This window comes from Paenibacillus sp. FSL L8-0663, assembly GCF_038008125.1.
Taxonomy (GTDB): Bacteria; Bacillota; Bacilli; order Paenibacillales; family Paenibacillaceae; genus Paenibacillus; species Paenibacillus polymyxa_D.
This window is the reverse complement of sequence record NZ_JBBOYM010000001.1, coordinates 2,514,316-2,535,516: the sequence shown is the minus strand read 5'-3', so window position 1 is coordinate 2,535,516 and position 21,201 is coordinate 2,514,316. Positions and strand designations below refer to the sequence as shown.

Below are 21,201 nucleotides of genomic sequence, written 5' to 3'. Positions count from 1 at the left end.
CAAACGTAGTAGCACGTATCGCACCGGACACGGTGTAGCGCTGGCGGTCATCTACGATTACCAGAAGACACGTGGCGGCGAGCATCCACAAATCTTCTTATCCGGAGGAAACCTTCCCCCTCAATTCCGTACAACTCATAGCGATGTCGCCACTTCACTAAGGTGGTAACGCTGTGTTATGTTTTTTGCTACTCCCACACGGCTGCTCTGCCCTGCTTTTAACTCCTGTATGATGGCTAGTTTCTCAATCGCATTGTATTCGTTCTTCTTAGACAAAGGAAAACTCCCCTTCAAGTAGCGGTTTATTTATTAAACCTGTCTACTTGAAGGGGAGCATATCAAAATCGGTACTCTGTTCCGTAATTTATAATAGCGAGGTTACGAACTTCACCTCCGGAAAGCGGTTATCCGGTCCTTTCATTAAGATTCCGCCTTGATTTTTCAGATACATATCGAAGAAATCCAGCATATAGGCATTGATAACGGAGTTCGCTCTTTCGGGCGCAATCTTTCCTGTAATGCCCAACATTTTGAAAATCGGAGAAATGAACTGTACGTCGGCAAAATTCAAATGCTCCGTATTTTCGATATAGAGGACCTGTCCCCCTTCGTCGACCGTTTCGCGCATCCGTTTAAGCTCCAACTTTTTATCTTCCGTTACTTGGTCCTCCCACTCTCTTGTTGATCCCATACGGTTAAGCTCTGCATCCGTGTAGACCCGGTTATCCATCACCATTTTTAATTTTTCGAAATAGCTTTCCGAGTTGATGAACAAAAACGGCTTTCGCAGACCCTCTCTGTCACGCAGTCGATAAAGCCCTCCATCTAAGTCTATTCCAACCGCGATTCGCGGATCGTAAGAAGCGTCATATGCCGTCGCTCCGCCGATGGAATGACCGAACACCCCGACATGACCGAGATCAATCCTCCCTTTTAGATGGCTTGGAATCTGCCCCGATTGGATGAACTCGAATTGGTCCAACGCAAACGCCACATCGCCGGTTAAAACTTTTCCCAACTTGTCGCGATTTCCTCTACTCGTCTGGTAATCATGGTCGGGCGAGAATAAGTCGTTGGTTGTGCTGGTCGTGATTCGACCGTCCGGAAACTCGGTTGCAAATGTATTGTAGGTGTGGTCGATCACTGCCACGATATATCCATGACTCGCGAGATTTTCGGCTTGCGACGTGTGGAGGAACCTAGAAGAGCCGTTGCCGGGATTCGCAAGGATCAGCGGGTATGAAGTCTGTACCGAGGAGACTTCGGCCCCCGAATAAGCATGACTGGATACGTACTTCAGGTGTTGAAACGTAAACTCGGGAAGGCCATAGTCTGCGGCCATATAACGTAAAATCTGGGTATCGGGAATAAAGGGAGCGTACTTGCCGGTGCTAGCTTGAGCCGGATACCAGACCTGAACCATCAATTCTCTCTTACCCTCTCTGGCTTCGTCGAAAATCTCTTCCCTATTTGTATCCACGAAATGAAAAGTTTGTGTTCCTACCTTAAATTCGCCTGTCGGTTCAGGTAGTTTAAATACAGGAAAAGCATACATGAGGCCCGCTGTTGCGACCAGCATTATTGCTATAGCGGTATAAGCTGAACCCAACATGAATCGTGGAATTTTTTTGGGGCCGGTTTTTTTAAAAGAGCTATAACCTGAAATGGCTAAAAAAATGATCGTTATGCAATATGGGAAAAATAGCTGAACTCTGTATCCTTCCACCGTCCAATGAATGACCAGTAAAAGTGTGGCAACCCCGCTTGCAACGAATACTGGAATTCTACGCCGTCCTTTTTTTAATAGTACGGTTAATGCAAATAAGCCGATGTTTGACAATAAAAGCAACAGTTCAAACAGCCTCATCTCGATTCTCCTTTCAAAAAATTTCTATTTTCGTTTGTTCTAATCTTATCCTGCCAGGCTGGCCTAAGCTATCGATTTGCCTTACATCAACCTAACAATTTTGTAATTCGATCTTGCGGTATTGGAAGACTCGTAAAACCAAGGATGAATCAGGAAATACCAATAAGTATGTGGTTAATACATCACAGACTCATAACGACTATGGTAGTATCACAAGCGCTGTTGACGTGTTGGGTGTACCAACATGATGCAACGTCGCATTTACTTGTTGGTGGCTCGAAACCAATTTCTGCGACTCAAACACAATATACGGAATATGTACGTGATGCAGTTCACGGCAATGTGACAAAAATTCGTGTTCGTGAAGTCCGATATTATGGAAATTTCACAGGAAGTAGAAAATGCTTCAGCTAAGACGTGTCGTTCGACAAACTAAAAGCTGTGATTTTGACGCATCAAGATGTGGATCTTATAGGAAGTCTTCCTGAGATTTTGCAGGAGTGTGGCAATCATATCAAAGTCTATGCACACGAACTGGATAAGCCGTATATTCAAGGGGAGATCCCACTTTTAAAAGATAGTCACCTTGGGATCCCCCCGAAGGGCAAAGTAAGACTCTTATTGCCGGGGATTCGATGTACAGTGTAAACGGGATTCTGGGGGGGGGGGGATTCATGTCCCGACCACACCGGATGTGGGTGCAGCTCGTCTCTCATTGAAAAAGTATTTAGATCTCGACATTACATCCGTAGTTTGTTATCACGGGGGATTAAGTAATGTACATGTGAATGATCAGATATTAGGACTTACCCAAGGATTATAAAGTTAAAGTTCCAGCAAGCTACCTTTTCGTGAAACGATGTTGTTAGCGTAGAAGAATTGAACCAGTGCTTCAATTCTCCTACTGTTTCCTCCCTTCAACCCCTTCTTTAAAGTTTATTTCTACAACCCATTGATGATTTATCAGTCATAAAAACATCACTCCACGCGTGCTAACTTGTATATAGATCAGACTTTAACTGATTAAAAATGTATTCTTGCATTTGATCTAAAAGAAGAATGATGTTAGTATCTTTGCCATTTTTCAAAACCCACTGAATAGACGTCATTGAGTTAGCAGCATATAGTTCAGCTAAATACTCCAATGCGATCGAAGTTGAAGAATTCTGTTGCTTTAAATAATCTAAACAAGTCCGAAACAAAATTTGTTCAAATTCTTTACGTAAATCGGCGGATATTTCATGAACGGTTAACAATGTTGAAATTTCCATCTTATTTTTAATCATTTGATCGGTTACAAGTTCTATGGCGTTTGCCACCTTGCCATCTTCCATGGAATCAAAACGCTGCTCAATTTCAACTTTAAAATCAGAAGCATACTGTTTAACTATCTTTTCTAGCAAGTCGTACTTATCCAAATAATGACTATAAAACGTAGAACGTCCGATAAGGGATTGATCACAAATTTTTTTGATCGTAATATCTTTAAAATCATGTTGTTGGAGTAATTCAATGAAAGCTCGCTCAATAGCTATTTTTGTTTTATAAATTCTGATATCTTCATTCATTTAACCACTTGCTCCTTATGTGTAAGTTTTCGAACACTTCATATATACCGTGTAAGATATCTTACAGATTATGCGATACTAATTATTTTTTATGTAGTAACTATACTCTATAGTAAGCACATACCCAAATTGAAGGAGGACAATATATGTTTAAATCCTATGTCCATAACGAACAGTTCAATCTTCAAATTAATCGTTTTATCAATGATTATTATCAAGAAGATGATCGAGCACAAGCTGACTTAGAAAAAATGATTCCGAAATTAAAAGACACCCATAGCTGGTATGAAGCTTGGCTCAATTTTGCAAGGGAACGCGAAGACAGCAAGGACTATGACTTAGCCTCAGTCTACTATCAAGCTGCAGAATTTTATCTTGCAACCACAGACCCCAATAAAGAAAAAATGTATCGAAAATATAGAGATACCTTCTATAAAGGCTTTCATGATTTTGATTATGAATCCTACCAAATTCCATATGAAGATTCCTATCTTCCTGCTGTAAAATTGTTGACGCCTGGAGCTACGAAAACATTACTTGTCTTTGGTGGGTATGATTCTTACATGGAAGAGATGCTTAAAATGATGAAATTCATGAAGGGAATTAATTACAATATTATTGTATTTGATGGTCCAGGCCAAGGAACTGCATTAAAAAACGGCCTAAAATTCATTCACAACTGGGAAAAGCCCATATCAACGGTGATTGATTATTTCAAACTAGATCGTGCAAGTCTCGTAGGTGCTTCTTGGGGAGGATATTTAGCTATGCGTGCGACAGCCTTCGAAAAGAGAATCGATAAAGTAGTTGCTTTTAACATTTTCTATTGTGGTTTAGATGCCTTAAAAATGGGAATGCCAGAAGAAACTTACCAAAGCATAGTGCAGCTAGTCGAACGTAATGAAGTAGATCAAGTGAATTCATTATTCGAACAGATGATGACTCACAATATTGATTTGCATTGGAAGATTACCAAAGGGATGGAAAACACCGGTGAAGCAACGCCTTTTGATCTCATTAAAAATTTCGAAAAGCACACGATGCACGGCATTGGGGCATTCATTAATCAAGATGTTCTTTTACTAGCTGGAGAAGATGATCAATACGTACCTATTAGCCGACTCGCACAAATCCAACAAGAATTAATCAATGCTGCGTCCATTACAACCAAAGTATTTACTAAAGAAACAGGTGGCGAGCAACACTGCCAAGCAGGTCACAGGGAGTTAGCATTTAATGAAATGAAGAAGTTCCTATAACAACTGTAAATATATATTTTTTTTATACGCAACATGCCCATCAAAAAATCGTAGTTCCATAGCTTCAATCGTTGTTATCCCATTGGCAAGTAAAAACCGACTCCAATTATGGAGTCGGTTTAGTCCATTCATTTCCCCCTGTTATCTCAATGGAGAAGTCCGTAATTTCCTCTGAGCTTTTCAATTCATGCGGCCTAGCATGGTTAGATTTTCGAACCGAAGAACCTTGAAGGAGCGCAAGAAACGAACTTAGATGTCTATCAGCCCTTAATTTCCATTATTTAACATCTGATAGATCCAGGGAGTTAAGTCCACAGCTTCAAACCCTCTTGTTTGTCACTGCAAGTTTAAATAATCAAAATCAACAAAACCACCCGTTGATTTAGTAGCATAATTGAACAAAGCAAAACGGTATCCCATAAAGTGAGGGATTGTATATGACATCGGAAGTGTGTTGCCTATAGCCGTCCAATTTGTGCCGTTAAGACTGTAGTAGAAATATGCTTTATCCATCTGATTTGTAAAATCACATATAAGCTTAAGATATACTCTGTTCTGGGTGAAAGGGACACTTGCCACTTCAGTCATTGCTCCAGAGCTGGCATTCACCATAACAATGGATTTGGAGGTCCCGTTCATCTTTATGCCTACAAATCCATAATTAGCCTGAAAAGCTGCAAGACCGGAATAGTCTCCGTCCTTCATCCCGCTTGTTTCCATTGCAATGATTCCTGTACTTTTCGGTCCAAATGTCCTTTGGGTAAGCGTATTTCTGGCATCCAGAATACTTTTACTCACTTTCCCTGTAGTCATTCTCATAAATCCAGGACGCTGTGTAAGGGACCAATGAGTATTGTCAGGATTGTGGTTCCATTGCCACTCCTTTTTAAGAGTCGCTTCAGAAGACGAGGTTCCTGTAAACGAAACATCGTCCACATAGAAATTCATCAAATCACTTGTTGGGTCTGGGGTTGAACTGTAGGGTGTCTCAATGAAAATAAACGTTTGTGAGAGGTCGGCATCTGCCGGAAGTGTATATGTTCCTTGAATTGTGCCCCATTGGCCCTTGGTTAGCGTGGTGGACCCAAGAATCGATATACCTGTGTAACTTGGACCATTCTGAATACCAAAATTAAATTGCTTAGTGGCAGGACCTTCAGTGTATTTAACCTTTGCAGAAAAATTATACATTCCGCCGGCTGTTACTTTTCCGGTAATTACTTGTCTTGGACCAGCAGCTGTTTGTTGTCTACCGCTGACAAACAAGCTTTTTGAGCCGATGTAATAGTCTGTAGTGGTTGCTGCAACAAATGCAGTGTTATTATTCGTCCACGGGCTTATGGTGGCATTTTCAAATCCACCGTTTGCAATAAGCTGACTGGAGGCTTGAGAAGATGAAAACTCATCAGACGCATAGACCTTCTTTTCGGGATAACCTTCAACAGGAACATCCATCGTAAGAGGAACCTTACCGTTAACACCGAATACCGGCCAATTATTTAACCATGTAACCGGAACAAGATACGGCATACGTCCAATTGCTCCGCTGTCTTTAAACAGCATAGCATACCAGGAGCCAGAAGGAGTATCAACAATTCCCCCCTGTGCAATACCTGAATCATTCAATGACACCTGACCTGTATAGGGTCCTGTCAAGCTACTTGCACGATAGGTTAATTGTGTGCGGTTGCCTCCCGATGGCCAGCATATAAGAAATATATAGTACATTCCCTTGATCTTTTGTATGTGCGCGCCTTCAGCCTTGACTATGAAGCTGGAACCGGCAATATTACTGGCAGCGGAAATAATCACCTGATTAAGTCCCCCTGGCTTGATAGCCTTTGCATCTGCAGTAAGCTCAATAATGCTGATATTATCACTGCCATAAACCAAGAATACACGTCCATTATCAAACAGCAGCGATGCGTCATGATAATAATTGTCAAGCACTGATGATGTCCATGGACCAGTTTCTATATTGCTGGTTTGATAGATGTATGTTTTGCCGGTAGAATTGGAGCCAAAGGACACATAGTAGATGCCGTTATAATATCTAAGGCTGCTTGCCCACGAGCCTTTTCCATATTCGTTCTGCCCGTTGTTAAGATTTTGTGCGTCATTGTTGGCATACGTATCGTAAACATAATTTACGATTTCCCAATTGACGAGATCATAAGATTTCATGATCGGAACTCCAGGATTCATGTGCATGGTCGTGCTAGTCATATAAAAAGTATTACCTACCCTGATAACATCGTTGTCTGGAGAATCAGCATGTATAAACGGGTTTGTAAAAGTAGTAGCTGCAAATACAGAAGTATTGGACATCATACTCATGAATAATGGTAAAACTAATAAAAGCACACTTATCCTCCTATACATATTAGAATCGCCCCTAATCTTTGATAGGTTCAAAAGCTTTTAGTTTTAGTTAATTAAATTGTAAATAATCCACATAGGCATCCCAAGTCCCGTTATCGGTGGTTACGATCAGTCTGACCTCTTGATTTCCGGTTACATGGGTGATATTAGACAAGGTTTGGACCGTCGGCGTAGTTCCCGTAAAATAAAAGGAGCCAACTGTGGTTCCTCCTATTTGCAAGTCTACTCTGGCGGTACTGGAGTTATTCGAAGCACCCCTGACTGAAATACTATGAATAGAGTTGGCAAAATACTGAGTGTATGCACTATAATCATCATTGGCGTATAAAGCGACCCCATTGAAAGGAGAACTGATCTTCCCAGCGTAAGTACCACCGAGAGTCATATCCTCAGCTTCAACCCTTGTTCCAGTAGTATTGGGTGTAAACTGCCAGTAATCAATATTAAATAAGTTACCAGTCCCTGTTCCGGTAAACACTAAGAAAACCTTGTGGACTCCTGTTGCATTGCTTACAGTGGTTTCGACTTCCTTCCAGGTCTGTGTTCCTCCAGTAGAACTGACATTAAGAGTTCCAACCAGAGGACCCGTTGCACTGTCCAGACGTATTTCTATTTTACCGCCTGCATTGGACGCTATGTTTGCTTTAAACGTCTTGGCTCCACCGCTACCAAAGTCGGCATTTCCTACAGCGATCCAATCTCCATTGTGTACGTTTGTCACATTCAGATTACTAATGGGACCGCCGCTGGCTTGAGTAGGCTCGGTTGTGACTCCCGCTTGCCACGCCATGGACTCTGCTTCCACTCTGGTATACGGATTCAGATTGGAGAACTGAGCGATTCCTGTCATATTCCCCTGCACTTCAGCGATACTTCCATCTCCATTATGCGTCAGCTTATTAATATGCGGGGAGCGATAGCCTTTCCCAGCTCCAATTTGAGCCTTGCTGACCGTCTGGGCATGGTACACCACATACCATTCATTCTTAAAGTTAAATACAGCGTGATGGTTGTTGCCGCCCACACCGAAGAACGTATACGGATTTTTCAGGAAATGCCCTTTATAAGTAAAGGGACCCATCGGGCTGTCGCTGACCATGTAGCCAATTTCACCTGCAGGGTACTGTGGCGGGTGTGTCCCGGCAAAGTTGATACAGTAGGAATAGTAGTACTTTCCGTTATACTTATGAAGGCCCGAATCTTCAAACAGGTACGGGGCATCAATGGTGGTAGCGCTCCCAATAACGCTGGTCATATCTGCGCCCAATTTGATGACTCTGGCAGTTTTCGGATTCGCAATGGAGGCCGGATCGGATTCGTTCGGAATGCCGCCGCCGCTATACAAGTACCCTGTGCCATCATCATCCACCAGCACAGCCGGATCAAAAAGCCAGGTTGCACCAGCCATTCCCGGCGTATTATGTGTCACAAGAGCTCTGCCCAGGGGGTCTGTCCAAGGGCCGATCGGCGTGTCTGCGGTCAGAACGCCAATGCCGGCTCCACCATTGGCAAAATAGAGAAAGAATTTATCTTTGCCATTGATTTTTTTTTGCGCAATGGCCGGAGCCCAGGAGTTGCCGGCCCACTTGGCAATGCCTCTGCCGTTGTTCTTGTTGTTCGCACCGGCAACCGGAATGGCACCGTGATCCGTCCAGTTCACCATGTCAGCGGAAGAGATGACCTGGATGCGATCCAGTCCGCTGAAGTCATTGTCTTTAATCGAGCCGTCATTGTTATACACATACGTATCACTGGACATATAGATATAGACTCTTCCATCATAGACCAACGCATAGGGATCAGCGCCCAATTTATGGTCCATAAGAGGATTCGAATTCCCTGGAAGCTTTGCAATTGCATTGTTAGCAGCATATACAGGTACCATTGGTAAACAACTCAGCAATAATGTAAAAGCTAATAAAAACACCGAAAATTTTTTAATCATAAACATATTCCTCCATTTTTATATATTATGTCTATTAAAAGTTTACAAATTGCCTATACATAGATTTAATTAGTAATTTTGTATCCTATTTGAAGGTTGGTGCTCCGAAACTTGGACTTGTAACATTTTCAGCAGATATTATAGCCTCCCCTCTAAATTTGTAATCGCTTTCATTTTACGGTGGAGACTCGAATCAAGCCGAATTAGCCAGTTCATCATTTTTATTTTCGCCCAATAAATTTCAGTTAATAGCTTTTTATAATTACCTTGGTTACGATACATACAGCAAACTGCGTTGCACGGGTTCCAGGCATTCTTTTGGATATCAGCGCCTTAATTCACCGATGGCAAGCCATAACAGTCGTCTTCATGCAAGATGGTGCTCTTCGAGCTGTTTGTGCACAAATGTCAATCCCCAAAGTTCAAGGTGCTCAAATATAGTGTCTGGTTCATAGGCAACCCTGTATATTAACGAACTACCGATCGTATTCCCAAATTCCCCTCCCTTCTTTTTCATTACACGTACCGATTGAAAACTTTAACTTTAGAGTTGAACTTGAAAGCTTTTACACAATTACAAAGGAATATTATGTCGTTAGTAAGCGTTGAAGCGAATTTTAGGCTACACAGTCGGGAAAACGATACCCAGGAATATAATACCATAAACGCCACTTTGGAACAAGTGATCGATACTATTGGGCATCATTCCTGCATGGTTCGCCAAGGCTTTATCCTTCCGGGGAGAGCAAAGCATGCGATTCTAATCGTTGCCGGGGAGAAATGCCAAGATCGACAACAAGAAGTGTCGGCTTCTGTCCTTTAACAGACCGTTCAAATTGGGCGACAGCTTTGCAACTTGTGGAGTATGCTAATAATTCCAGGCTGTTGCGAAGCTTATATTCATGCCATTTTATGCGACTAGTTCTAACCAGAATAGCCATCAACCATGAGTTATCTTACAATTCAAACTTCAATCTATAAATAACATTTATCCCCTCTCATTAATGCCCGATCCTTTTCTTTTAGTCGCGGATATGCGTAACAGTAACCATATTCAACGATCCAAGCCAAACTGTTTTCACTAACATTTTTAGATCAAGGATATTTAGGTGTTCAATGAAATTGGGTTTAATATTAAACGGATTGTTACGGAGTCCAAGCGCACTAGCATCGATAACGATTGTCTTTACCTGTCTAAACCTACGATGTTTGCTTTTTGCCTTCTGGACCTCAACAACACACCTAAACTTTCAAAATGAATTGAATACAAACGCTCTACAGCTTGAATAAGTATTCTATTCATTTGGTCCACCTCCATTAGATATGAAAAAAACTTATTTCTCCTCATGGTTCGAGGTGAAATAAGTTTTGAATTAAGTGCATTCAGACGAACAGGAGGCATTACCATTCGATTTCTTCACATAAACGGAAAACCATCTTTTTTTCAAATTCGTCTAATATCTTAAACCCAGTCATCTCATCTTCTTTTTCTCCAAGTTTTATCATAGTAGCTATTGCTAAGTCTCCTACTTTATAATGACCTATCAGCTTATCTTGATGTTCCCTTTTTAAAGATAATCCATTTAATTTTTTAAATATTTCCTCTGTACGAATACCTTCTTTTCCGATATGTGTCATTGCATGATATAAAACTATGGGGTTCTTTTCTTCTAGCAAATTTTCTAACTCATCTATTGAACATTTTCCTTCTTCAATTTTTTAAATATATTCATTTTATTCCACCTTTAAACTGATATTAATTAATGTTCCAAACTGTAAATACTCGCCCCAACTTGAACAAGATCAGGAGATGCTAACTTGCCAATGCATATTCCAATATTTTTCCTTTCAGCCATTGAAGTTGAAATTTGAACAGAGCTAACGCTTAATACCGTCTCAATTTGATTTGCATTTTTAATAAGAATTTTATCACCTATGATTTTTTTTATTTCTGGGTAGGTTAAATGGTCTAATCCTTTGTTTGTTCCTACTATAATTGTACCTTCATCTTTTGACTCAAAAGTTAAACTAACATCCATTATTTTTTCCATTTTAAACGTTACCCCTTTATCGTTCTTCAATATAAAGTTCTCCCTTAACATCACCTATACGCAAATCAGCACTTTTTAATCGGGTTATGGCATCCCTCAGTAGCGTCATCCTTTCTATTGATGTTAAATCGGGAGCGAACCTTGCAGCTCTTATACTAGCTTGGGCTTCATCTAGAGCAAAATTTCTTTTAAATGCATCTGGAGCAACATCATATAATTCAAATGCTCTCCCTGCCTTATATGCCTCATAGTGTCCCACAATTTCATGTGCAATCGTTGCCTTGGCTGACACACGTGAGTTAGCACTTAAGGTTCCAACTCCTGTATGCTCTGCTGGTAATACATCTGTATTTATAATAAATCTATCGTACATCATACCTGTATTCCACTCATCATAAAAACCAGGTCTACTCATTATTATATTATCTTCGGGAAAATCCAACGATTTAGTATACTGAATAATCTCCGTTTTCTGGACATCTGTTAATGGCAATTCATTACGCAAACCGTCCGAAGAAATTTGTCGTAAGTCCACTGCGCCCTCATACTTAACCGATGATTTCAAACTAATCTTAGGTTTGATTACTGAACTAACTCCTCCAAATAATCCTGCTGTACCGATCATATTAGCCCAGTGTTCTTTTGACCATGCATTTGTGGGATTAAATGCTCCCTGAATCATGCCCGTTACACCAAATGTACCGAAATTGAGCATATCATTCCATGAATCGTTTTGTTTAGCTGCCCGTTCCATGTACCCTTGATACATTCCCTTCGGAATGCCGTACGACATATAATCTAGGAAGCTCCATACTGAATCAAATTTTTTCTCATATCGTTCTGAATTAGCTGCTACAAAATCCTGACCAAGCTCCGTTAAGCTATCCGCCGATTTCTGGAGCGCATTTCGTGTATCTGCAACAGGAACTGCGCAAGTATTCGGTGGAGGTGGCAAGCAACCTGGGTCTAGATTCCCATCCTCCATCATATCTGCTAATCTAAATTTATTTGCATGCTGCCGTAGTTCTCTAGCAATCGAATCTGTTAGTGTAACAAAGTCAGCCATATTCTTCTGAGATGTTTGGAAACTATAATAGAATTGCTCCTTTGTTATCCCCTCCCAAAATCGTTCCATAAACGAAATTTGCTGCGATAACTGACTATTCATTTGCATCGCCGTTTGCTGCGCAAGCTCAAATTTCTTAGAGACAGTTATAAGTTGTTCAGGTGTCACTTTAATTGTTGTCATAATTTACCTCGGTTGAGTTCATTAAGACATAATAACATTATTCAAATTTATGGAAAACCATCTTTATTACTAATTGTTATATGAATTAGAAGACTTAATCCCTATGACCTATGACTTATATTTATTAAACGTTGGTGCCTCTTAATCACAATAAAAAGCCTTTTAACTATACACTTTTTTTAAATTTAAAGTACTAGTATCTATCTTAATTTAAATGATTTTTCTATCAAATATTTCAACCATCGTCAGAGCTCCTGCTTTGTATCCAGAAATATAATCTGAGGAAGATAATATAGAAATCAGTACATCATTTAAATCAGATAGTTCTTCAATTAATTCGTAATCTTGTTCCGACAATCTTGTTTTTAATGCTTTCATAGAAGCGGATATTTTCTGATGGACTAGTTCAAGCTCAGGGTTTTTAGGTTTGGTTCGTTCGCTTGGGTACCATTTTCCGTAATATAAATCCTCCAAGATACTCATATTCATCTTCTCCTTCGTGATATAGATAGGGTTTTGAGTTCGAACACAGAGTGCATTTTGTTCCTCAAAAACAAGAATATCTCAGTAAAAAATCAATACTGATTTTTAGCGAATATTTCACTAAAGTAATTGAGGACTAATGCCGAGTATCTGAAATGTGACCAGAGGATTTACAGCGATTGTGAACGCGGTGAAAAAGAATCACGACACATAGTGGATAACACTGTATGGTCGCCAGATTCGATCCGGTTACCTATGGGCAAGTGCTGGACGAAGTCAGCCTTTCTTGGAAAATAAGCTGGACTTCATATCTTCTACTCATTAACGTTAGAAGTCATAACAAGAAAATTTTAAAAAAAATCTTCACTAATTACTAGGTTAGTTTGGAGGGAACGAATACTTTTTGCCACCCCAAGCCACGAGAAGCGCAAGGAATAAGAGTATGAATAACGCCCATGAAAATGATCCCGCACCAAAAGTTTCAAGTAAAATACCCCCAGCCATCCCACCGCCAGCGATAGCCAGATTCCATACGGTCGTGTTAATCGGCATAACCATATCCACTTTGCTCTCCCCTGCAGCCTGAGCAAGCGCCGTTTGCAACAGCGTTGCTGCGCCACCGAAAGTTAAACCCCATACCGTAACAATGATATAGATCATAAGGACATTGGAGTTGCTAAAGCTCATGGCAATAGAAATTAAGACGAAGGAAATAAGACTAATCAAAACAAGCTTACGCAGCCAACGGTCGATGAATACGCCAGTTATCCATATACCTACGAGAGCAGCAATGCCAAAGAAAGCCAGCGCCAGACCCACTCTCTCACCCATCCCATTGGAGGCAAGGAATGGAGCAATATAAGTATAGAGAATATTATGGGCTGTCATCCAGGTCAGAACAACTAATAGTATGGGCCGAATCCCCGGTGTAAGGAAGACTGCATAGATCGAAGTTTGCTTATCGGAGGACTGTCCCGGATAGTCCGGCACCTTCCAAAGCACCCACACAATCAGTATAACTGTCAGTAGTGACATAATTCCAAAAACAGAACGCCAACCCATAAGGTTCCCCAGAAACGTCCCCGCTGGGACACCAATAGCCAAGGCGATCGGCGTTCCAACCATGGCAACGGCCATCCCCCTCCCCTTCAATGTAGCAGATACCATGCGGAGAGCGTAACCGCCGATCATCCCCCATAGAACTCCAGCCGAAACTCCTGCCAGTAGACGGGCAGCCAGCGTCAGTATGTAGCTGGAAGAAATCGCGGTGACACTGTTAAAAACCAGGAACCCGCAAATAGCCAGAAGTAACAGCGGACGCCTCCGCCATTGGCGGGTAACTATAGCTACAGGGATGGCAGCCACTAGGGAACCGATGGCATAGACAGTGACCAGTTGACCCGCCATTGCCTCTGAAATATAAAGTCCCTTGCTTATTTGCGGAAGCAAACCAGCCGGAATCGTTTCCGTCATAATACAGATGAATCCTGTCATAGCCAAAGCAAGCAGACCAAGCCAGGGAAAGCGCTCAGAGGAGGCGGAAGAAGCAATCTTTACAGTAGTAGAAGAGTTATTGCTGGACATTAGCGCAGCTCCTTAAAATCGATTTCAAAACAAGTTCAAGCGAAAAATCAAGCATATATGCCAATGATTTGCTCTCCTTTTATTTTACTTATGGATCGATCAATCCACATTTTAAAGATACCTCTCTGTCTTGTCAATTACTTTTGGATCGATTAGTATATAAGTACAAGATATAAGGAGGCGACTCCATGGTTAGAACCGGAAGACCACGTAAATTCTGTCGCGACGAAGCGATCTCCCAAGCTATGATGTTGTTTTGGGAGCATGGATTTGAATCAACCTCTTTGGCTCAACTCAAAAAGGCGATGGGCGGCATCTCCTCAGCCAGCTTTTATGCAGCTTTTGAATCAAAAGACGCATTATTCAAAGAAGCGCTGGACCGGTATTTGGCTACATACGGACAAGTATCGACAAGCCTTACAAACTATTCACTTTCATCGCGCACAGCTATTGAATTAGCCTTAAGAAGTTCAGCAATCATGCAGACTGAGCAGACCCATCCCTTGGGTTGTTTAGTCATATTCTCTGCAAATACATGTTCCCCAGAAAACACTCATATTCGAGAACTATTGATCAGGCAAAGAGCAGTGACTAGGAACAAGTTCTATGCTCGTATTGAGCGAGCTACCAAGAATGGAGAACTTCAAGAATCCACAAATGTTAGCATGTTAACCACACTATTCGTTACCTTTCTGGAAGGTATATCTACGGAAGCCAGAGATGGTGTGTCCCTAGACAACATTGATGCAGCCATTACTAAATTGATGGAGCTTTGGGATACTTGTGCCTGAGACTTGCCCAGTCTTCATGAAAATAAGGGCATACAAATAGCAAAAGGCAATCCCCTTAAAAAAGGAGATTGCCTTTTTATTCAGGAAGATTGCTTCTCTCGTAAACGGCTTTATTCAGCTATCCTACACATCAGCTGACCTAATTGAGTATCGAAGTGTGTTTTGAGATAGAATCGATTATTAAATCCCAGTCGTCATAGTGAAGCTCATGCCCGGCACCTTCCAATGTCAGTAAAACCGCACGCGGAATTGCGTTAGCAAGATTTATTCCGTGTTCATAAGGGATAATCGAATCTTCAGTACCGTGTATAACCAGTGTAGGAACGTTTATTTCCCCTGTTCTAGCCAAATAGGATTCCCCGCCTGACAGCATAGCGTGATTATTCATACTGGCCATATTGTTGCTTCTTTTCCATTCTTCTTTTGCTAATTGATAAACCTTTTTCTCATTGAAAGGATGCTTTGAACCGACTAAAATTCTTGATCTACCCACCACAAAATCGACCACCGATTGTTCGTTCGACCAATCTATTGCTCCCATATTCGAGAAATAGTCCATAACCTTTTTCTCCATCGGTGGAAGATCGGAAGCAAAATTTGACGTTGCTAAAAGAGTCACGGTTAATACTCTGTCTGGATGTCGTAGAGCTATCAACTGAGTCAGCATACCGCCCATAGACATCCCTACGATATGCGCTTGCTCAATCTTATAAGCATCTAATACTCGAATCGCATCATCTGCCATGTCTTCGAAGGTATAGTCCGGTTGACCAGGTTCATAGGTTGTAGAACGTCCAACATCTCGGTTATCATAGCGAATGACAAAGCGACCTGTCTCAGCTAAACGCTGACAAAATTCTTGCTCCCACCAGACCAATGAGGATTGAGCCCCCATAATCAGTAATATTGCCGGGTTAACTTGCTCGCCGAAACTCTCACTACAGATTTCTATTCCATCGCTTTTTATGAGTTGTTCGTTCATGTAGAATTCCTCCCCTCAATGATATATAACAAAAAAACACCGAATATTACCTTCATCACTTATCCCCATAAAGTACTTACGGTGCCCCGCCTTAGGCAGACAGAAATTACCGATCTACTCGGTCGCTAGTTTAAATTATTTTGTTGCAAGAAATTCAGAAAATCTCTTTGCATAGAGCCAAGAGTAAGAATTTTTTTGATTATCCTAAACCTACAATGCTGGCCTTTGATTTTAAATGACCATATTGCAGAAGACAGGTGTCCAGAATGATATTTTTGTTCTTGTAAATCAGCAACTTCATATTCAACTTTTTGTACTACTTTTGTGGAAAATAGATTGAGGAAAAGGATAATAATCCTATCATTATTTAAGAGTAATATGGCTCGACTTGTATAAGCCGAAAAGCTCTGTGGAGTTGAATAGCAGACAAGCATGTCAGATTCTCTATAAGGTTCTGCTAGCTTATTGATTGTTTTTTTTGTAATAAATAGCATGATCAAATACCTCTCTATTTGGATGTTTAAATGAATTGATAGAAAAGAATATCCTTCAAAGATATTATACTACACAAGTAAACTATTCCAAAAAAGGATAGCCATCTGTAGCCTATTTAAACATACTCCCTCCTCCTCACTTTAGATGTGACATATACTCAAATGCTCCAAACGTATATTTCATTGCCTTTTTTGCTCCAAAATGATGCACTGTGGATAATATGACGATATTGGTAGGGCCTGGTGTGAAGGTAGCAATAAAACAATAAATTAAAACTGATGTAATATTCATAAGGAAAACTCCTTTTAGCGTATTCTCATGAAATATTACATCTGAAGATAAATAGCATATAGTATGTTATTGCAGGTATTGTATCCTTCGTAGTCACGTTCTCCCATCATTTTTGCTTTTCCTCATCATACCAAGCCTTCAAAGAAAGAGAATAGCCTTTATCCTCCACCGTTGAAGATGTCATTGACCTTACCGACAACAACGCAATTATGGATTATTGTGGTATTATTTTGGATTATTGTTAATACTACGTATCTGAGGAGGGTGAAAATGAAGTTACATACCAAATTTTCAAGACAATTATGCCAGAATATTGATCTCATTTGTGACTTCATGGGAAACAGTTCGGATTTTGTTGTTCGTGAGATCACGACTGGCCATAAACACGCTGCTCTTTTTTATTTGGACGGCATGACTGACATGCAAAAGGTACAGGATAACGTGATCCGTCCGTTGCATGATCGTGTCTCCTCTGACGAGATCACTTTACCGTTATTGAAAAACGCAATTTTGGACATTGGTGAAGCAAGCTTCACTCAAAACTTTGAAGATGCCTTGGAACAGATCCTCTCCGGTGGTCTTCTCCTACTCCTGAACGATATGGATGAAGGATTGGTCATTTCTTTGCCTGGATGGGAAGAACGCAGCATTTCGGACTCGAAGACACAGCCAGTGGTCAGAGGTCCGCAAGAAGCGTTTACAGAAACTTTACGTACGAATACGACTATGGTTCGTCGAAGGGTGAAGGATACAAGAGTACGTCTAACTACCCTAAAAGTTGGCAAAAAAACTAAGACCGATATATCGGTCATGTATTTACATGGGATCGCTGACCCAAAAAAGGTGCAGGACATGATATCCAAGTTAAAGAACATGCATGTGGAAGGCGTGCTTGAAAGCGAATATTTGGAAGAATGTCTCCATGAAGATAAACAATTCACGATATTTCCGCTCTTTTATAATTCTGATCGCCCAGACTCTATTGCAGCAGGAATTATGGAGGGGAAAATAGCGATATTTGTGGATGGATCTCCCTTCGCCATCCTTGCACCTGCGGTGTTTGCAGATTTCCTTCAATCCGCAGAAGACTATTATCAATCCTTTGTTTACAGTAGTATCATTCGAATATTAAGGTACATTTGCCTGGCAATCTGTATGTTGGCTCCGGCCATTTATGTCGCATTAACGACATTCCATCAGGATATGATTCCAACCGTTTTGTTATTAAGCTTATCCGCGCAACGTGAAGGAGTACCGTTTCCAGCATTTATTGAGGCGATGATCATGGAAGTGGTTTTTGAAATTCTGAGGGAGGCAGGTCTTCGTATGCCACGGACGGTCGGTCAAGCCGTTTCTATTGTCGGGTCAATAGTGATCGGCCAAGCAGCTGTAGAAGCAAACATCGTTTCGGCTGTTATGGTCATTGTTGTTGCAATAACTGCCATTTCGAGCTTTGTCATTCCCTCGTACACTTTTGCTATTCCAATCCGGATATTACGTTTCGCTTTCATAGGCATAGCCGCTATGTTTGGTGTGTACGGATTGACTGTTGGTATTCTCATGCTCTTTGTACATCTGAATGGGCTTCATTCATTCGGTGTACCGTATTTGAGCCCCTTTGCCAATTACAAATCGTCGGAGCAGAGGGACGCCATATTGCGTTTTCCATATAGAACTAAAAAACATCGTAAAAACTAAAGGAGTAAACCATCATGAACTCGTATCGATCCACCATTTTATTACTGTTTATGTGCATCTGGCTAATGGTGTTTCTTACGGGTTGCTGGAACAGTAAGGAATTGAGTGCAATTTCCGTCGTGATGGCTCTGGGCATTGATGCCGTTGATGACCAATATGAAGTCAGTTTACAAGTGGTTGACCCATCGAAAATGTCGCAGAATTCCCCCATGGAACGGACGCCAACGATCGTTTTTTCCAAGCGCGCCGATACCATATTTGAAGCTATTCGAAAATTAACAACGGAATCGTCCCGAAAAATGTATATGTCTCACTTAAAGTTTGTCATTTTTGATGAGAAAACGGCAAAAAAAGGAATCAAGGAGCCGCTGGACTTTCTGTTCCGTGATCATGAAGTTCGACCTGATTTCTATTTGGCCGTTGTCAGAGGAAACTCGGCAAAGGAGGCCGTTACTTTTGTAGCTCCAACCGAGATCTTGCCTGCAATGGATATGTATAAGGCATTAAGGCTTTCTGAAAAAGCATGGGCTCCAACTTCCGCGGTCAATGTGAAAGATATTTTAGAGAAATTTACAGAGGATGGCATTGAACCGGTTCTCACCGGTATTCGACTGACAAACGTAGAAAAAGGTCTAACTATTGATAATGTGACAAAGTCGCCCCAACATGTTAAATATTTTTTTACTGGAGTTGGTGTTTTCAAGGGCGACCGACTTATCAATTGGATGGATGATTCACAAAGTAAAGCCTTTACATATATATCCAACCGTGTTTCCAGCACCGTAGCTTCCATCGATTGTCCGAATTCCAAAGGGAAATTTGTTGTTGAAGTAATCCGTTCCAAAGTAAAGATGCGTCCAGAAATAATAGACCATGAGCCGCACATTTCTCTTATTGTGGATACAGAATCCAATATCGGAACGATCTCGTGCAATGCCAACCCTAAGAATGAAGAGACATTTAGAGATCTTCAAGAATCAGCTAAAGAGCATCTGCAACAGTCTTTGAAGAAAGGCATTTCGCACGCACAACAAATCGGTTCCGATATATTCGGGTTTGGAGAAGCTTTTCACCGCAAGTTCCCACGTGAATGGCATAGATGGAAAGAGGATTGGCCACAAAAATTTCAAACGCTTAAAGTGGATATTCAGCTCAACTATCGTTTAGTCCGGTTCGGAGACATTACCAGTCCAATTGATATGGGAATACACAATCAGGAGTGAATGCATATGCTTTATGTGATTCTCGTAACTTCCATTTTAACATCGTTGTATGAGTTTAAAAAATTTAAGGCGAAACAATATGTGCGTGAAATTGTATTCAGCTCGATATTGTTGATTATAGGCGTTATATTGATTATCCTACGGATCGCCAATATTAAACTGCCGACTCCACTGACGGGCATCCAAATCCTATTTCAACCGATAAGCCGGTTACTTACTGAAATATTATCTTAAGGAGGCATTGGGATGAATTCCAACCTGACCGTTCGACAAGCTATTATGTGGTTTGCATTATATCAAATAGGAAGCGCATATCTGGTACTCCCAGCGGCAATTACCGCTGTCGCTAAACAAGATGCCTGGCTCTCCATTCCAGTCTCCTTAGGTTTCCATCTGTTATTGATACCTTTATATGCCTCCATCGCTAGGCAAATACAGGGGAAATCTTTTGTAGAGCATCTCCGTTGCCTCTTCGGTCCCTTGGGCGGGACGATCAGCATCGTTTTCATTTTTTTCTTTCCCTTTCTTGTGTTCATTATGACACTTCGAAATCTGGGCGACTTTATCACGATAGCTATTATGCCGGAAACTCCCTCCGAAGCGATATATTTCATCATGCTAATAGTCATTTATTTCGCCGTTCGATCAGGCCCTGCTGTAATTGGCCGTTGCGCGGAAATCCTGTTTTTCTTCCTTCTTGCTCTGTATCTTTTGGTCAGGATTACCCTCCTTCCTGATACCAACATAGATAATGTGCTCCCTATTTTCGAGTATGGTTTGAACCCTATCGTTCTCGCTTCGTTCAATTTGTTTGCCTTTCCCTACCTTGAAGCAATTCTGTATCTTTTTTTTGCACAGTACATCCCCGATCCAAAAAAGTGGAGAAAGACAGTGATTACCTCTGCATTGATTAGCGGCGGCATGTATTTTTTCATGGTTTTACAAATAATTGCCGTGATGAGTGAAGGTGTTGTATCTAATTTGACATTTCCCACTTATTTTATTAGCCGAACAATCAGTAACGGGGAGTTTCTTCAACGGTTTGAAATTGTTGTTGCAGTGTTCTGGTTTGTCACCATATTTTTTCGACTCACACTACTTTTATATGTTTCAGCGCAGGGGCTTGCAGATGCTTTTCGTCTTCGAAGCGCTAACTCTCTCTTAGTTCCTCTGATCCTAATCGCATTGGCAATGGTTCACTCTATTTGGCCAAATATGCAATTTTTAATCAAGTTTTTTTCAGTATGGCCTTTTTACGCCATGATTTTCGGTATCGTGTTTCCTATTGTGCTATGGCTGGTGGGTAAGAGGCGGCTCGCTAAAATTTCGTAAA

19 protein-coding genes and 2 pseudogenes are annotated in these 21,201 nt (G+C 41.1%); 8 read left to right on the top strand and 13 right to left on the bottom strand.

The genetic code is table 11. From position 1 onward, the window contains the following. Positions 1-135: 135 nt before the first annotated feature. A complete protein-coding gene (locus MKY75_RS11430; protein WP_013371081.1) occupies positions 136-276 on the bottom strand; it encodes a hypothetical protein in 141 nt (46 codons plus the stop codon). Between the two features lie 88 nt (positions 277-364). Next, complete coding sequence (locus tag MKY75_RS11425; RefSeq protein ID WP_340885308.1) at positions 365-1,867, bottom strand: alpha/beta hydrolase family protein; 1,503 nt, start codon at positions 1,865-1,867, stop codon at positions 365-367. A gap of 417 nt (positions 1,868-2,284) precedes the next feature. Between MKY75_RS11425 and MKY75_RS11420 the strand changes: the two are divergent. Further along, positions 2,285-2,690: pseudogene (locus tag MKY75_RS11420) on the top strand (MBL fold metallo-hydrolase); the annotation flags it as partial. Positions 2,691-2,859: 169 nt separating this feature from the next. On the opposite strand, the gene MKY75_RS11415 reads toward MKY75_RS11420, so the two are convergent. Then, complete coding sequence (locus MKY75_RS11415) at positions 2,860-3,435, bottom strand: TetR/AcrR family transcriptional regulator (protein WP_069011159.1); 576 nt, start codon at positions 3,433-3,435, stop codon at positions 2,860-2,862. A 146-nt stretch (positions 3,436-3,581) separates the two neighbouring features. On the opposite strand from MKY75_RS11415, the gene MKY75_RS11410 reads away from it, so the two are divergent. After that, positions 3,582-4,694: an alpha/beta fold hydrolase gene (locus MKY75_RS11410; protein WP_340885305.1), complete on the top strand. Its 1,113-nt coding sequence runs from the start codon at positions 3,582-3,584 to the stop codon at positions 4,692-4,694. Between the two features lie 336 nt (positions 4,695-5,030). Here the strand turns inward: MKY75_RS11410 and MKY75_RS11405 are convergent, their stop codons facing one another. Together MKY75_RS11405 and MKY75_RS11400 are read right to left on the bottom strand one after the other, a co-directional pair. Next, positions 5,031-7,058 (bottom strand): beta-xylosidase family glycoside hydrolase, encoded by a 2,028-nt coding sequence (locus MKY75_RS11405; RefSeq protein ID WP_340885303.1) that lies wholly within the window; start codon positions 7,056-7,058, stop codon positions 5,031-5,033. A gap of 67 nt (positions 7,059-7,125) precedes the next feature. Next, the gene (locus tag MKY75_RS11400; protein ID WP_340885301.1) at positions 7,126-9,021 is read right to left on the bottom strand and encodes a carbohydrate-binding protein; all 1,896 of its coding nucleotides are present in this window, start codon (positions 9,019-9,021) and stop codon (positions 7,126-7,128) included. Between the two features lie 673 nt (positions 9,022-9,694). On the opposite strand from MKY75_RS11400, the gene MKY75_RS11395 reads away from it, so the two are divergent. Continuing rightward, positions 9,695-9,844 carry a hypothetical protein gene (locus tag MKY75_RS11395; protein WP_340885299.1) on the top strand — a complete coding sequence of 50 codons (150 nt, stop codon included), beginning with the start codon at positions 9,695-9,697 and terminating at the stop codon, positions 9,842-9,844. Between the two features lie 578 nt (positions 9,845-10,422). On the opposite strand, the gene MKY75_RS11390 is transcribed toward MKY75_RS11395, so the two are convergent. The 5 genes from MKY75_RS11390 to MKY75_RS11370 form a co-directional block, all read right to left on the bottom strand. Next, positions 10,423-10,659: a hypothetical protein gene (locus MKY75_RS11390; RefSeq protein ID WP_340885297.1), complete on the bottom strand. Its 237-nt coding sequence runs from the start codon at positions 10,657-10,659 to the stop codon at positions 10,423-10,425. Positions 10,660-10,781: 122 nt separating this feature from the next. Beyond that, a complete protein-coding gene (locus tag MKY75_RS11385; protein WP_237449070.1) occupies positions 10,782-11,102 on the bottom strand; it encodes a hypothetical protein in 321 nt (106 codons plus the stop codon). Further along, on the bottom strand, positions 11,089-12,321 hold the full coding sequence (locus MKY75_RS11380) for a WXG100 family type VII secretion target (RefSeq protein WP_340885295.1): 1,233 nt from the start codon (positions 12,319-12,321) through the stop codon (positions 11,089-11,091). Before MKY75_RS11380 ends, MKY75_RS11385 begins: the two co-directional genes overlap by 14 nt. Before the next feature lie 210 nt (positions 12,322-12,531). Then, positions 12,532-12,804: a DUF6809 family protein gene (locus tag MKY75_RS11375; RefSeq protein ID WP_340885293.1), complete on the bottom strand. Its 273-nt coding sequence runs from the start codon at positions 12,802-12,804 to the stop codon at positions 12,532-12,534. A gap of 378 nt (positions 12,805-13,182) precedes the next feature. After that, positions 13,183-14,388 carry an MFS transporter gene (locus MKY75_RS11370; protein WP_340885291.1) on the bottom strand — a complete coding sequence of 402 codons (1,206 nt, stop codon included), beginning with the start codon at positions 14,386-14,388 and terminating at the stop codon, positions 13,183-13,185. Between the two features lie 188 nt (positions 14,389-14,576). On the opposite strand from MKY75_RS11370, the gene MKY75_RS11365 reads away from it, so the two are divergent. Then, on the top strand, positions 14,577-15,179 hold the full coding sequence (locus MKY75_RS11365) for a TetR/AcrR family transcriptional regulator (protein ID WP_040101387.1): 603 nt from the start codon (positions 14,577-14,579) through the stop codon (positions 15,177-15,179). Between the two features lie 139 nt (positions 15,180-15,318). Here MKY75_RS11365 and MKY75_RS11360 read toward each other — a convergent pair whose 3' ends face one another. The 3 genes and pseudogenes from MKY75_RS11360 to MKY75_RS11350 all read right to left on the bottom strand — a co-directional run. Then, a complete protein-coding gene (locus tag MKY75_RS11360; protein WP_069011176.1) occupies positions 15,319-16,161 on the bottom strand; it encodes an alpha/beta fold hydrolase in 843 nt (280 codons plus the stop codon). 125 nt (positions 16,162-16,286) lie between these two features. Continuing rightward, positions 16,287-16,655 carry a hypothetical protein gene (locus MKY75_RS11355; RefSeq protein ID WP_029515073.1) on the bottom strand — a complete coding sequence of 123 codons (369 nt, stop codon included), beginning with the start codon at positions 16,653-16,655 and terminating at the stop codon, positions 16,287-16,289. 163 nt (positions 16,656-16,818) lie between these two features. Continuing rightward, positions 16,819-16,947 (bottom strand): annotated as a pseudogene (locus MKY75_RS11350) (LysE family translocator); the annotation flags it as partial. A gap of 270 nt (positions 16,948-17,217) precedes the next feature. Between MKY75_RS11350 and MKY75_RS11345 the strand changes: the two are divergent. From MKY75_RS11345 to MKY75_RS11330, 4 genes are read left to right on the top strand one after another with little or no spacing between them, the layout of a single operon-like run. Further along, entirely contained in the window at positions 17,218-18,645 is a 1,428-nt protein-coding gene (locus MKY75_RS11345) for a spore germination protein (protein ID WP_340885289.1), read from the top strand. A 14-nt stretch (positions 18,646-18,659) separates the two neighbouring features. Beyond that, entirely contained in the window at positions 18,660-19,868 is a 1,209-nt protein-coding gene (locus MKY75_RS11340; protein WP_318628355.1) for a Ger(x)C family spore germination protein, read from the top strand. Between the two features lie 6 nt (positions 19,869-19,874). Beyond that, complete coding sequence (locus tag MKY75_RS11335) at positions 19,875-20,102, top strand: hypothetical protein (protein ID WP_029515077.1); 228 nt, start codon at positions 19,875-19,877, stop codon at positions 20,100-20,102. A gap of 12 nt (positions 20,103-20,114) precedes the next feature. Then, a complete protein-coding gene (locus MKY75_RS11330) occupies positions 20,115-21,200 on the top strand; it encodes a GerAB/ArcD/ProY family transporter (RefSeq protein WP_238437983.1) in 1,086 nt (361 codons plus the stop codon). Position 21,201: the final 1 nt, after the last annotated feature.